Below are 13,845 nucleotides of genomic sequence, written 5' to 3'. Positions count from 1 at the left end.
CCGCTCCTCCGATCCGCGCCTGGCAGAGCAGCGTCCATGCTAGCCCGCGTCGACCGACGCGAGCCGCGCCGCATCGGTCTCGGCGATGAGCGCCTTGCGCTCGGCACGACGCTGCGCCTGTCGATCAGGGTCGGGCACGGGCGAGGCGAGCAGCAGCCGCTTCGTGTACGCGTCCTGCGGATCCTCCGTCACCTGCTTCGCCGGCCCCTGCTCCACGATGACGCCGTGGTTGAGCACGGCGACGTCGTGGCTGATGTGGCGCACGACGTCGAGGTCGTGGGAGATGAAGAGGTAGGCGACGCCCGTGTCCTGCTGGATGCGCAGGAACAGGTCGAGCACGCGCGCCTGGGTCGACAGGTCGAGGGCGCTGACGGCCTCGTCGCACACGATCAGGCGCGGCCTCAGCGCGAGGGCGCGGGCGATGGCGACGCGCTGCCGCTGGCCGCCCGAGAACTCGCGCGGCAGACGGCTCGACGCATCCGTCGGCAGCCCGACCTGGTCGAGCAGCTCGGCGATGCGCGCCTTCGCCTCCGAGCCGCCGATGCCCTGCACGACGAGCGGCTCGGCGAGGATCTCGCCGACGGGCATCGCGGGGTTGAGCGACGAGTACGGATCCTGGAACACCACCTGCACGTCGCGGCTCAGCGCGCGACGCTCGCGACGCGACGGATGGCTGATGTCGCGCCCGTCGAACGTGATCGTGCCGCCCGTGACGGGCGCGAGGCCCAGCAGCGCACGACCGAGGGTCGTCTTGCCCGAGCCGGACTCGCCCACGAGCCCGAGGGTCTTGCCCTCCTCGATCGCGATCGAGACCCCCTGCAGCACCCGGTTGGGCTTGGCGCGCAGACCCTTGCGCGGGTACTCGACGACGAGCTCGTCGACCGTCAGCAGCGGACTGGTCATCGGGGGCCTCCTGCCCTGCGTCCGCCATCGGCGGTGAGGAGCGTCATGGGCTCCTTGCCCTCGAGCATCGACCCGAGCAGCATCTGCGTGTACGGATGCTCGGGCTCGCGCAGCACCGAGCGCACGGAGCCGGTCTCGACGACGCGGCCGGCCTGCATCACGACGACGCGGTCGGCGATGTCGGCGACGACGCCGAAGTTGTGGGTCACGAGCACCATGCCCATGCCCAGGCGGTGCTGCAGGTCGCGCAGCACGTCGAGCACCTCGGCCTGCACCGTCACGTCGAGGGCCGTGGTCGGCTCGTCGGCGATGATGAGGTCGGGCTCGCCGGCGACGGCGCCGGCGATGAGCACGCGCTGCGCCATGCCACCCGAGATCTCGTGCGGATACGCGTCGAACGTGCGCTGCGGATCCTTGATGCCGACCATGGCGAGCAGCTCGAGCGCGCGCGCCCTCGCGGCCGCCTTGGTCATCCTCTTCGTGACCTGCAGGGGCCGCACGAGCTGGTGCCCGACGGTGAAGTTCGGGTCGAGGTTCGACATCGGCTCCTGCGGGATGTACGCGATGCGCTTGCCGCGCAGGGTACGCACGATCGACTGGTCGACCTTCGTCTGCCCCTCGGCGAGGGTGCGGGTGCCGTCGAACTCGATGGAGCCCGAGACGATCTCGGCATCGTCGGGCAGCAGCCCGAGGATCGCGAACGCCGTCTGCGACTTGCCGGAGCCCGACTCGCCGACGATGCCCACGACCTCGCCGCGTGCGACCGTGAACGACACGTCGTCGACGACGGTGCGGAGCGAGCCGTCGGGCTTGCGGTAGCCGATGCCGATGCCGTCGACGCGCAGCAGCTCGTCGCCGGACGGCGCCGCCTCGTCGCCCACGGCGGGCGCGCGGCCCGCCTGCTGCACGGGCGTCACGACCGTGATCGCCCCCGTCGCGATGTCCTTCGTCGACCGCTTGCGCTTGCCCTTCGCACGGTCCTCGAGCGCGTCGCGGATGCCGTTGGCCAGCAGCACGAGCGCACCGATCGTCGCGCCGATGAGCACGACGGGCGGCACGATGAGGCCCGGCGCGTTGAACAGGTTGCGGAAGCCGTCGTTGACCATCGAGCCCCAGCTGGCCTCGCTCGGGTCGCCGAGGCCGAGGAACTGCAGGCCCGCCTGGATCGAGATCGCGACGCCGACGACGATGGCCGTCTGGATGATGATGGGCGCGCGCACGACCGACAGGATGTGGCGCGCGATGATGCGCGCATCCGACAGCCCCGCGACGCGGGCAGCATCGACGTAGAGCTCGCCGCGCACCGACTGCACCGCGGATCGGGTGAGGCGGAAGTAGCCGGGGCTCAGCATGATGCCGAAGATGAGCATGCTGATCCACACCGACGGCCCGAGCGCCGAGCGCACCGCGAGCAGCACGATGATGCTCGGCAGGCTCATGAGCATGCCGGCGATCCAGCCGGCGACGCCGTCGAAGCGGCCGCCGTAGTAGCCGGCGAGCAGGCCTGCTGGCAGGCCGATCGCGATGGCGACGGCCGCGCAGACTATGGCCGAGAGGATCGTGAGCTGCGTGCCGAACAGCAGGCGGCTCACGACGTCGCGGCCGGCGGAGTCGGTGCCGAGCCAGTGCGCCGACGACGGGTCGGCGAGCGGCTGGGCGACGTCGGCGAAGTTCTGCCCGTACGGGGCGATCATCGGCCCGATGAGCGCGAGCACGAAGAGGATCGCCAGGATCGTCGACGAGATGACCGCGAGCGGGTTGCGCAGCAGGCGCCGCAGGATGTGCGGGCGCACCGACGAGGTGGCGGCGTCGGTGAGGCCGTCGAGAGCGGAGGTCATGCGACACGCACCTTCGGGTTGAGCCAGCCGTTCAGCAGATCGACGAGCAGGTTGACGATGACGACGATCACGACGGTGTAGAGCACGACGCCCATGACGATGGGCACGTCGCCGACCTGCGTCGCGGTGACGGCGAGGTTGCCGATGCCGGGGATCGCGAAGATGCGCTCGATGATCACGACGCCGCCGAGCATGCCGATGAACTGCAGGCTCAGCACCGTGAGGCCGGCGGGCGAGGCGCCGCGCAGCACGTGCTTCAGCAGGATCTCGCGCTCGCCGAGGCCGCGACTGCGGAGCGTGCGCACGAAGTCGCGCTCGTACTGGGCGATGACGGCCGAGCGGATCTGCTGCGCGCTCGACGTGACGGCGTTGACGACGATCGCGATGATCGGCAGCGAGAGGGAGGTGATCCACGCCTGGGCTCCCGCGCCCGGCGCGATCGTGGAGATGGCGGGCAGCAGCCGCAGCTGCAGCGCGAAGACGAACACGAGGGCGATCGCGAGCACGAAGCCGGGGATGGCGTCGCCGACGACGGCCGACACCTGCAGGGTGCGGTCGACCCATCCGCGCTTCACGGCGGCGGTGACGCCGAGCGCGGTGGCGAGCAGGGCCGTGAGGAGGATGGCCGCGACGATGAGCGTGAGCGTCACGGGCAGCCGCGAGGCGACGGCGCCGGCGACGGTCTCGGCGCCGAACCACGAGCGGCCGAGGTCGCCCGTGATGGCGGAGGTGACCCAGTCGCCGTACTGCTCCCACAGCGGTCGGTCGAGGCCGAGCTCCTGCTGCTTCAGCAGCACCTGCTCCTCGGTGGCGGTCTCGCCGAGGATGTTGCGCGCGATGTTCGTGCCGGAGGCGAACAGCAGCGCGTAGGCGATGGCGCTGATCACGGCGAGCAGCAGCACGCCCGATCCGAGCCTCTTCAGGGTGAAGGTCAGCACGTCGACCCCTTCGTCGATGCGGTCATGGTGGGTGCGGGGCGGCGCCTGGGCGGCACCGCCCCGCGGGGATCAGCTCGCCGGGGCGAAGTTGTAGATGGAGGGCACGGCCATCTGGATCTGCGGCTCCACCGTGATGTCGGCGTCGACGAAGTACAGCTGGTCGGGGCGGAACACGGGCACGAACCACGCGTTCTCCACGACGTACCGGTTGACCTCCTGGGCCGCCGCGTCGCTCTCCTCAGGCGTCGGCGCCGCCTGCACGGCGTCGATGAGCGCCTGCAGCTCGGGCGTCATGGAGTCGCGCGAGTTGTAGAGCGCGTCGGTCGAGATGATCTGCTGGATCGCGACCCACGGCTCGCCCTGGAACATCTGGAAGAGGCCCACGGGGTAGTCGCCGCTGGAGATCTCGGTGACGAGCTCCTGGTCGGGGATCGGCACGGGCTCGAGCGTGATGCCGACGTCGCCGAGCTGCTGGCGCAGCGCCGCGATGTACGACTCGAACTGGCCCACCGACGGCACCTGGATGGTCACGCCCGACGAGTAGCCGGCCTCGGCGAGCAGCTCGCGCGCCCGCTCGGGGTCGTACGGGTACGCGTCCTCGAGCTCCTCGTCGAACGCACCCGTGGTGGGGCCGAACGGCTGCGCCGTCGTCTCGCCGTAGCCGAGCTGCACGGCGTCGAGCAGCGTCTGCCGGTCGACGGCGTAGTTGATCGCCTGGCGCACGCGCACGTCGCCGAGGGCGGGCACCATGCTGCCGTCGCGGTCGAAGAGCAGCAGGCCGCTCCAGTCGACGGGCTGGGCGACGAGCGTGAAGCCGGAGCCCTCGAGCTGCGCGACCGACGGGGCGTTGACGATCGTCGCGTCGACCTGGCCGGAGGCGAGGGCGTTGACGCGGGCGGTGACGTCGACGAGCGGGCGGAACGTGATGCTCGAGAACAGCTGCAGGTCGGGGTTCCAGTAGTCCTCGCGCGGGGTGAAGACGTACTGCGAGCCGGCCTGGGTCGCGGCGGTGTCCATGACGTACGGGCCGCTGCCCACGGGCACGGCGCCGATCTCGTCGCCGTCGAGCGCTGCGGGGCTGCCCATGAGGCCTGCCGCCTGGCTCAGGAAGTACTCGAACGCCGGGTCGGCCTGCGTGAGCGTGATCTCGACCGTCGTGGCGTCGATCGCCTCGGCGCCCGCGAACGAGCGCAGCTGCGCCGCCTGGCGACCGTTGTCTGCCTGGAAGTGCTCGAGGTTGGCGACCACGGCATCCGCGTCGAACTGCTCGCCGTCGCTGAACGTCACGTCGTCGCGCAGCGACATCGTGAGCACCGTGTTCGTGTCGTCGTACTCCCACTCGGTGGCGAGCATCGGCGAGTACTCGCCGTCGGGCTCGCGCAGGATGAGCGTGTCGTACGCCGCCTGGTACGGCTGCAGCAGGTGGCCGACGTGCGCCTGGCCCGGATCCCAGTCCATGACGTCGTTCGTCATGCCGATCGAGAGGGTCGCGCCCGACGGATCCGCGGCGCCGCCGCCTCCTCCTCCGCCGCCGCATCCGGCGAGCGCGAGCGTGGCTGCGACGCCGACGGCGCCCGCCTTCAGTGCAGTGCTCTTCATGGTTCACTCCTGTGCAACGCGTCGTTGCGTCGTGGGGATGTGGCGACCCCTTCGATCGCCGTGCCGGTCGCCGGGGTGGCGAGCGGCGGGTGCAGGCGCCTGCAGGTGGGGCGCCTGCCGGTCAGGCTCGTGCTGCGAACCGTCCCTCCTGCTCGATCCGGCTGTTCAGCTCGGTCAGGTACTCGTCCTCGTCGAAGTCGAGCGAGACCTCGCGGCCCGTCCAGCTCGAGAGGTGGATCGCGTTCGCGAGGCGCACGCCCGCGATGCCGTCGGCGCCGGGCGCGAGCAGCGGCTCGCCGCCGAGGATGGCCTGGGCGAAGTTCTCGAGCACGCCGGCGTGCTGGCCGCCCCAGACCGACTCGAACTCGATGGTCTCCTGCGTGTACAGGGTCGTCGGGTCGAACTCGCCACGGAACATGCCGACGACGTGCTCCATCGTCATGCCCTCGCTGAGGGTGCGCTCGTCGTCGACGAGGCGCGTGACCGTGGCGGTCTTCGAGCCCTCGACGACGATCTTTCCCTTGTCGCCGAGGATCTCGAACCGGTCGGTGCCGACGAGGTCGTGCGTCGCCGTGACGAAGACGCCCGTGGCGCCGTCGCCGTAGTCGACGACGGCCGTGACCTCGTCCTCGGTGGCGATGTCGCGGCGGAAGCCGTATGCGACCTTCGCGTAGACCGACTTCGGCACGCCGCAGATCCACTGCCACAGGTCGAGCTGGTGCGGCGCCTGGTTCACGAGCACGCCGCCGCCCTCGCCGCCCCACGTCGCACGCCACTCCGACTGGTCGTAGTAGCCCTGCGGGCGCCACCAGGTCGTGATGATCCAGTTCGTGCGGCGGATGGCGCCGATCTCGCCGGCGTCGACGATCTCCTTGAGGCGTCGGTACAGCGGGTTGTTGCGCTGGTTGAACATGATCGCGAACGTGAGCTCGGGCTTGGATGCGGCGAGCTCGTTGAGGCGCTTCACCTGGCGCGTGTAGACGCCCGCGGGCTTCTCGACGAGCGCGTGCAGGCCGGCCTCGAGGGCGGCGATGCCCATCTCGGGGTGCAGGTAGTGCGGCACGGTCGTGACGACGGCGTCGGCGATGCCCGCCTCGATGAGGGCCTCGAGCGACTCGAGCACGGGCACGTCGGGATGCTCGGCGGCGGCCTTCGCGCGCACGGCCGGGTCAGTGTCGACGATGGCGCCGATCACCATGCTCGGCACCTTGCCCTCGGCGATGAAGCCGGCGTACATGCGGCCCTGGGCGCCGTATCCGACGATGCCGATCCTGACGGTCGCGGTCATCGCGAGCCTCCTTGCGTGGTCTGGGGTCGGTGGGGGAAGGACTGGTCGTAGACGGCCGCGATGGCGTCGAGCGCGGGCAGGCCCTCGCTCGCGTCGATCCAGAACGGCTCGCCGCGCTCGACGGCGCCGTGGAAGGCGTCGACGAGCAGCTGGTGCGAGACGCCCCAGTAGCCGCGGGGGCCCGTGGGCAGCGGCGGCTCGTCGACGCGCTCGACGCGGCCGTCGGCGTGGGTGATGGTGAGGCCCTGCTCGAGGTGCAGCACGGCGTGCTCGGTGACGATCTCGATGCGCACGGGCGCGTTGCGCACGTGCGCGTTCGTGGCCGAGAGGATGCTCGTCGCGCCCGACTCGTGGGTGATGCGCACGTCGGCGGTGTCCTCGACCTCGATGACGTCGCCCAGCACGCGCGTGGATGCGGTGCCGTCGACGCGCGCGGCGGGGCCGAGCAGCCACAGCACGAGGTCGAGCGTGTGGATGGCCTGGTTCATGAGCAGGCCGCCACCGCCGCCGGCCCACGTGCCGCGCCACGGCGCCGCCTCGTAGTAGGCGGGGGCGCGGTGCCAGTGCACGACGGCCGAGGCACCGAGCACGGCGCCGAGGTCGCCGCGCTCGAGCAACGCCTTCGCGGCCTGCGATGCCGCGTTGTAGCGGTTCTGGTACGTGACGCCGAGGATGCCGGCGCTGTGCTCGGCCGCCTCGGCGAGGCGACGGGCGGCGGCGGGTGAGTCGGCGAGCGGCTTCTCGACGAGCACGCTCGCGCCCGACGCGAGCACCGCGGTCGCGACGGGCTCGTGCTGGTCGTGCGGCGTGCACACGTGCACGACGTCGACGGCCTCCGTCTCGAGCAGCGACTCGACGTCGGCGTAGCCGGGCACGCCCCACGCCTCGGCGGCGGCCTCGCGGCGCACGGGGTCGCGGTCGGCGATGGCCACGAGGGTCGACCCTGCGCGCGCGACGATGGCGTCGAGGTGCACGACCGAGACGTCGCCGACGCCGACCACCGCTGCCCGCACCGTGCTCATCGCAGCGCGATCCCCGCCTCGTCGGCGATGGCGTGCAGCGCGCGCGCCGCATCGCCGAACGCGAACGGCCCCGAGAAGCCGCCGAGCTCGTGGCCCTCGGCCAGGTGCGGCTCGAGCGACACGAAGCCCTCGTAGCCGGCGTCGCGCAGGGCGGCGACGGTCTTCGCGACCTGGCCCTGGCCCTGCCCCGCGGGCACGACCTCGCCGGTCGCGGCGAGCGCATCCTTCACCTGCAGGTAGTCGACGTAGGGGGCGAGCAGCGCCCAGCCGTCGTCGTGCGGGTGCTCGACGCCGACCTGCACGAAGTTCGCGCTGTCCCACGCGAGGCGCAGGGCGGGCGAGTCGACGGCCGTGACCATCGCGTGCACGCGCTCGGGGGTGTCGCCGTAGATGCCCTTCTCGTTCTCGTGCAGCAGCACGAGGTTCGCCGCGTGGGCCGTGTCGGCGAGGGCGCGCATGGATGCGACGGTCGCGTCGTGCGCGTCGTCGGGATCGGTGCCCTCGGCGGGGTAGAAGCTGAAGACGCGGATGAAGCGGGCGCCGAGGCGGTGGGCGACGCGCACGATGCGCTCGAGCCGCGCGACCTCGTCCGCGATGGGGGCGTCGAGCGGCACCTTGCCGATCGGCGAGGCGACGGCCGAGACGGTCATGCCGGCGGTCTCGAGGATGCCCGCGAGCTCCTCGAGCTGCTGGTCGTCGAGCTCGACGACGTTCACGCCCCACGCGCTGCGCACCTCGATCGCACGAGCGCCGAGCGCCTGGAGGACGGCCACCTGGATGCGAGGATCGGGATCGATCTCGTCGCCGAATCCGGAGAGCGTCCAGGTCGTCGTCGTCATCGCTGCTCGAGCCTCCACGTCGTCGGGGTAGGTGCCGGCCGCCATGACCGGATGCCCCGAGCGTACGGGCGCGTCGTCGTTTGTGCAACCGTTTGCCAAAACTCGTCGGCGTGGCGGGATTCCGCGCCCTCGCTGGTTGGCAAGCGGTTGTCGGAATCGCCGCGCGGTGGCGCGCGAGATGGCGTCCCGAGACGACGGCGACGCCTCGGGGGACGCCCACCACCGCTCCCTGAGGTGCGAGCCCGAAGGGCGAGCCTCGAAGGGTCCCTCCGGTTGACGTCAGCCCGTGGGCACCTTTCGAGGCTCGCTCCGCTCGCACCTCGAGGAGCGGTCATGGGCGGGCACTCCCCCACCAGCTGGTCGAGGAGCGCGCGAGCGCAGCGAGCACGCGTCACGAGACCACGCGACCGCCGCTCCCGCGCAGCCACGTGCATGGTCGCGTCGGGCGCGCATCTCACGTGGTCTCGTGACGGCACCTCGCTGCGCTCGGGGCCTCCTCGACCAGCTGCCGGCGAGGTTGGCCCCGGGGGCTACGGCACCAGCAGGATCTTGCCGCGCACCGCGTTCGCGACGTTGAGGCGCTGCGCCTCGGCGGCCTCCGCGAGCGGCAGCACCTTCGCGACCTCGACCTCGAACGAGCCCGACGCCATGCGCCCGAGCACGACCGGGTACGCCTCGTGCCGCAGCTGGATCGTGCGCTCCGAGAGCGGCTCGGGCTTGCCGCCCATCCATCCCTGCACGCCGAGCGCGGCCGCGGCGGGGCTCCAGACGATGGTGCCGATGCGGTGCGGGTCGGCGACGAGCTGCGCCGAGACCGCCATCGACTCCTCGGTGCCGACGCAGTCGTAGATCACGTCGACGCCACCGGGTGCGGCCTCGCGCACGCGGTCGAGCAGGCCCGGCCCGTAGGCGACGGGCGTCGCGCCGAGCGCACGGATGCGGTCGTGGTTCGCCTCGCTGCCGGTCGCGATCACCGTCGCGCCCTGCAGCACGCCCAGCTGGATCGCCGCCTGGCCGACGGCGCCCGAGCCGGCGTGGATGAGCAGCGTCTCGCCGGCGCGCAGCTCGAGCTCGACGAGCCCCTGGTACGCCGTGGAGGCTGGGATGCCCATCGCGGCGCCCTGCTCGAACGTGACGGCGTCGGGCAGCGCGTGCAGCTGCTGCGGCGTCGCGACGGTGTGGGTCGCATACGCGCCGCGGGCGTTCTGCACGACGACGCGGTCGCCGACCGCCCAGCCGGCGACGCCGGCGCCGACCTCCACGACCTCGCCCGCCGCATCCCCGCCGGGCACGCGCGGCGTCGTGATCTCGCCCGACGCGCGGGCGCCTGAGCGCAGCTTCGAGTCGAGCGGGTTCACGCCCGCGGCGCGCACGGCCACGACGACCTCGCCGTCGCCGGCGGTCGGCTGCGGCACGTCGACGAGGTGCATGACCTCGGGCTCGCCGAACTCGGTGTACTGGATCTGCTGCGCCATCGCTCGCTCCTCGTGTCGATTCGTCGGCCTCCAGTCTTCCGCGGATGCGGTCGCGCGGGCAGGGGGCGTTCGCTGCGGGCCGAGCCGTGGCACGAGGTGACGCTGAGCGTGGGTTGCCTTGCGATATGCCGATGAAGGTGCGCTGAGCGTCACCCCGTGCCGGCCACGACCCGTCGCACCTCGATCGCCGCCTCGACGAGCGCGCGATTGCCGCTCGCGACCGAGCCGTCGGGCAGCAGCAGCGCATCCTCGAGGCCCATGCGCGTCGCGAGCCCGCGGCGGGCGGCCTCGCGCAGCACGGGCCACGCGCTCTCGTCCTCGCCGTGCAGCAGGATCGGCGCCGACGAGGCTGCGGCGACGGCGTCGACGAGCTCGCGGGCGGTCGCGAGCGCGGCCGCCTCGGCCATCGGCTGCACCTCGACCAGCACGCGCGTGACGCGGTCGCGCACGGGCGACGCGAGCCAGGCCGCGAGCCCTTCGGCGTGCCAGATGCCCGCCTCGACGCCGACGCCGCGGTCGAGCAGGGCGGCGGCGACCTCGTCGGCGCCGGGCTCGTGCCAGTTCACCGAGGCGACGTCGGGCAGCGTCGTCCACGACGCGATCGCACGGAGGCGATCGTCGACGTCGGGCATCGCCCACGCGCCGGTCGTGACGCCGACCTCGAGCGTCGGCGCCGCAGCACGGACGGCGGCGACGGTCGCGTCGACGTCGTCGGCGGCGAGCGAGTCGCGGCCCGTCGCATCCCTCGGGTGCACGTGCACGCCCTCGACGTGGTGCACCACCTCGGCGGCGGCCGCTGCGAGCGCCGCTGCCGACTCGGGCGCGAGCCCGGGCGCCGATCGGGTGCCGTTGCAGCACGCCTGCAGCCGCAGCGGATGCGTCATGGGCGCCGAGCCTAGCCGCGCGCCGCGACGTCCACGAGGGGCCGAGTGGAACGCGAGCGCCGACCTACGCTGGCCGGATGCCGCAGCATCGCTTCGCCCAGGTCGACGTGTTCTCGTCGACGCCGTTCCTCGGCAACCCCGTCGCCGTCGTGCTCGATGCCGACGGCATCGGCGACGACGACATGCAGCGCATCGCCCGCTGGACGAACCTGTCGGAGACGACCTTCGTGCTGCCGCCGACGCGCGACGGCGCCGACTACCGGCTGCGCATCTTCACGCCCGGCGGCGAGCTGCCGTTCGCGGGGCATCCGACGCTCGGCTCGGCCGCGGCGTGGCTGCACGCCGGCGGCGAGCCCGCGGGCGACGACGTCGTGCAGGAGTGCGGCGCGGGCCTCGTGCGCATCCGCCGATCGGGCGGCATCCTGTCGTTCGAGGCGCCGCCGACGGTGCGGTCGGGAGCGATCGACGAGGACGAGGTGGATGCGATCGCCGCCGCGTTCGGCATCGAGCGGGCCGCGATCGTCGACCACCAGTGGATCGACAACGGCCCCGGCTGGTGCATCGTGCGGCTCGACTCGGCCGACGAGGTGCTGGCGCTCGAGCCCGACCTGTCGCGCATCCCCGACGCCATGGTCGGCGCGATCGGCGCCTACCCCGAGGGCTCGCCGCACGCGTTCGAGCTGCGCGCCTTCGCGCCGGGCGTCGGCGTGCCCGAGGATCCGGTGTGCGGCTCGATGAACGCGAGCGCGGCGCAGTGGATGACGGGTGCCGGCGTCGCGTCGGCGCCGTACACGGTCTCGCAGGGCGCCAGGCTGCAGCGGGCGGGCGAGATCGCCATCTCGACCGACGCGGCGGGCGCCGTCTGGGTCGGCGGCGCGTGCACGGTCGCGATCGAGGGCACGATCGGGGTCTGACTCCCGCGCTCCCTGAGGTGCGAGCCCGAAGGGCGAGCCTCGAAGGGTCCCTCCGAGAGCCGTCAGTCGTAAGGCACCTTTCGAGGCTCGCTCCGCTCGCACCTCAAGGAACGGTCCCTTGGCGCGACGCTTCCCACCGCTCCCTGAGGTGCGAGCCCGAAGGGCGAGCCTCGAAGGGTCCCTCCAGAGGACGTCAGCCGAGCGGCACCCTTCGAGGCTCGCTCCGCTCGCACCTCAAGGAGCGGGCTGCGCGAGGGCCTCCGCCACCGCGACCACCGCCGCCGCGCTCCACGCCTGGGGGCGGCACGAGGCGGGGTAGGCGATCGGCGAGGCGAGGTCGTCGCCCGAGAAGAGCTCGGGCATGCGCCACGAGAACGCCTCCGCCGCATCCAGCAGACGCGTCGACAGCGCAGCAGCCTCCGACCGCAGCCCGGCCCGCAGCATCCCCTCGATGACGACGCCCGTGTCGTGCGGCCACACCGAGCCGCAGTGGTACGACAGCGGCCAGAAGCCGCCCTCGTCGGTCGCCATCGTGCGCAGGCCCCACCGCGAGGCCATGTCCGAAGCCACCAGCTGCGCGGCGACCTCCGCCTCCTCGTCGGCGGTCAGGATGCCCGTGCCGATGCACTGGCCCATGTTGGACGTGCGCGAGTCCACCGGCCGGCCAGCACCGTCGAGCGCGATCGCCAGGAATCGCCGATCGCCGCGCGTGACCCAGAACCGGTCGCGGAACCGCACCGCCATGTCCGCAGCCCACACGCGCCACGCATCCCCGGCGCCGTCGCCGTCGAGCGCATCCAGCAGCCCAGCACCGACCACCGCGGCCTCGTACGCCTGCGCCTGCACCTCGGCGAGCGCGATCGGCCCCTCGGCGATGCCGCCGTCGTGGAAGCGGATCGAGTCGCCCGAGTCCTTCCAGCCCTGGTTCGCGAGGCCCGTGCCGAGCTCGTCGCGGTAGTGCAGGAAGCCGGTGCCGGTCGGGTCGCCGAAGTCGCGCATCCACGCGAGCGCACCCTCGAGCGTGCCGCGCAGCTCGCGCACGTCCTCGAGGCCGATGGCGCCGGCGGCGAGCGCGCGCCCCAGCAGCACGACCCACAGCGGCGTCGCGTCGACCGTGCCGTAGTAGACGGGCGGCAGCGCGATGCCCTCGCCCGGCATCGTGAAGACGCCGTCGCGGATCTCGTGCAGGATCTTGCCCGGCTGCTCGGCGGAGCCGGGGTCGACCGCGGCGCCCTGCAGGCGCGCGAGCGTGCGCAGCGTGCCGAGCGCGAGGCCCGCATCCACCGGCAGCAGCAGGCGCGCGGCGATGAGGGTATCGCGGCCGAAGAGCGTGAGGAACCACGGGGCGCCGGCGGCGAGGAACGGCTCGTCGCCGTGGCCGGGGCGCGTCGTGACGAGCGCGTCGAGGTCGGCGAGCGCGAGGTCGGCCCAGCGGTCGAGGCGCGCGTCACCCGTCGCGGGCAGACGGCGCAGCACGGCGTCGCCGCCGTAGGGCGCGACGACCTGGCCGGCATCCGAGACGCGCAGGCGCAGCGCCACCTCGGCGCGACCGTGGGCGGGCACGTGCACGGGCCACGTGAGCGCGACGCGGCGGCCGAGCACGGCGACGTCGGCGCCGGATGCGTCGAGCTCGAGCGTGCGGGATGCGTGGGTCGCGACGACGATGCCGGGCCGCTCGACGATCGTCGGCTCGATGCCGGTGGGCACACCCGACTTCACCGATTGCAGGTCGCTGGCGTCGACGCCGACGACGTAGGTGACGGTCGTGTCGATCGCGGCGTCGAGCGCGTTGACGATCGCGACGTGCTCCACGACGGAGCCGGCGCCGACGACGCGGTGCCGCTCGACGCGCACGCGCGGGTCGGGCGTGCGGTCGTCGACGTTCCTCGCGACGGCGGTGAACGTCGCCGACGACGCGGTCGACGACGCGCCGATCGGCTCGGGCACCTCGCCACCGACCTCGACGCGCAGCTCGTCGATCACGCGGGCGTCGGCGTGGAAGACGCCGTGGATGGGCATGCCGCCCACGTCGCCGGTCGGGGCCGACCAGACCTGCGTGGGGGCGTGGAGCACGACGAGCTCCTCGTGCAGCAGCGGCTGCCTGCCGTGCGCGCTGTCGGTCACCGTCGACCTCCGGGTTCGGGT

Annotated in this window: 11 protein-coding genes; 1 reads left to right on the top strand and 10 read right to left on the bottom strand. The window is 72.7% G+C overall.

Annotation, left to right across the window (positions count from 1 at the left end):
* Positions 1-39: 39 nt before the first annotated feature.
* The 9 genes from BLQ67_RS08835 to BLQ67_RS08795 all read right to left on the bottom strand — a co-directional run bounded on the left by BLQ67_RS08835 (position 40) and on the right by BLQ67_RS08795 (position 10,786).
* Positions 40-903 carry an ATP-binding cassette domain-containing protein gene (locus BLQ67_RS08835; RefSeq protein WP_092504309.1) on the bottom strand — a complete coding sequence of 288 codons (864 nt, stop codon included), beginning with the start codon at positions 901-903 and terminating at the stop codon, positions 40-42.
* Positions 900-2,741 (bottom strand): dipeptide/oligopeptide/nickel ABC transporter permease/ATP-binding protein, encoded by a 1,842-nt coding sequence (locus tag BLQ67_RS08830; RefSeq protein WP_092504307.1) that lies wholly within the window; start codon positions 2,739-2,741, stop codon positions 900-902. The genes BLQ67_RS08835 and BLQ67_RS08830 overlap by 4 nt, the downstream gene beginning before the upstream one ends.
* Complete coding sequence (locus tag BLQ67_RS08825; RefSeq protein WP_092504305.1) at positions 2,738-3,679, bottom strand: ABC transporter permease; 942 nt, start codon at positions 3,677-3,679, stop codon at positions 2,738-2,740. The genes BLQ67_RS08830 and BLQ67_RS08825 overlap by 4 nt, the downstream gene beginning before the upstream one ends.
* A 69-nt stretch (positions 3,680-3,748) precedes the next feature.
* Positions 3,749-5,278 carry an ABC transporter substrate-binding protein gene (locus tag BLQ67_RS08820; RefSeq protein ID WP_092504303.1) on the bottom strand — a complete coding sequence of 510 codons (1,530 nt, stop codon included), beginning with the start codon at positions 5,276-5,278 and terminating at the stop codon, positions 3,749-3,751.
* Positions 5,279-5,399: 121 nt separating this feature from the next.
* The gene (locus BLQ67_RS08815; protein WP_092504301.1) at positions 5,400-6,566 is read right to left on the bottom strand and encodes a Gfo/Idh/MocA family protein; all 1,167 of its coding nucleotides are present in this window, start codon (positions 6,564-6,566) and stop codon (positions 5,400-5,402) included.
* Entirely contained in the window at positions 6,563-7,588 is a 1,026-nt protein-coding gene (locus BLQ67_RS08810; protein ID WP_092504299.1) for a Gfo/Idh/MocA family protein, read from the bottom strand. The genes BLQ67_RS08815 and BLQ67_RS08810 overlap by 4 nt, the downstream gene beginning before the upstream one ends.
* Positions 7,585-8,427: a sugar phosphate isomerase/epimerase family protein gene (locus BLQ67_RS08805; protein ID WP_092506860.1), complete on the bottom strand. Its 843-nt coding sequence runs from the start codon at positions 8,425-8,427 to the stop codon at positions 7,585-7,587. The genes BLQ67_RS08810 and BLQ67_RS08805 overlap by 4 nt, the downstream gene beginning before the upstream one ends.
* A 530-nt stretch (positions 8,428-8,957) precedes the next feature.
* A complete protein-coding gene (locus BLQ67_RS08800) occupies positions 8,958-9,902 on the bottom strand; it encodes an NADP-dependent oxidoreductase (RefSeq protein WP_092504297.1) in 945 nt (314 codons plus the stop codon).
* A 149-nt stretch (positions 9,903-10,051) separates the two neighbouring features.
* The gene (locus BLQ67_RS08795) at positions 10,052-10,786 is read right to left on the bottom strand and encodes a 3-keto-5-aminohexanoate cleavage protein (protein ID WP_092504295.1); all 735 of its coding nucleotides are present in this window, start codon (positions 10,784-10,786) and stop codon (positions 10,052-10,054) included.
* Between the two features lie 77 nt (positions 10,787-10,863).
* On the opposite strand from BLQ67_RS08795, the gene BLQ67_RS08790 reads away from it, so the two are divergent.
* Complete coding sequence (locus tag BLQ67_RS08790) at positions 10,864-11,700, top strand: PhzF family phenazine biosynthesis protein (RefSeq protein WP_092504293.1); 837 nt, start codon at positions 10,864-10,866, stop codon at positions 11,698-11,700.
* Between the two features lie 234 nt (positions 11,701-11,934).
* Here the strand turns inward: BLQ67_RS08790 and BLQ67_RS08785 are convergent, their stop codons facing one another.
* Positions 11,935-13,824 (bottom strand): glycogen debranching N-terminal domain-containing protein, encoded by a 1,890-nt coding sequence (locus tag BLQ67_RS08785; RefSeq protein WP_231945003.1) that lies wholly within the window; start codon positions 13,822-13,824, stop codon positions 11,935-11,937.
* Between the last annotated feature and the right edge of the window lie 21 nt (positions 13,825-13,845).

The organism is Agrococcus jejuensis, assembly GCF_900099705.1.
Lineage (GTDB): Bacteria > Actinomycetota > Actinomycetes > Actinomycetales > Microbacteriaceae > Agrococcus > Agrococcus jejuensis.
Note: the sequence above shows the minus strand (reverse complement) of the source record. Positions and strands in the feature narration are given on the sequence as shown.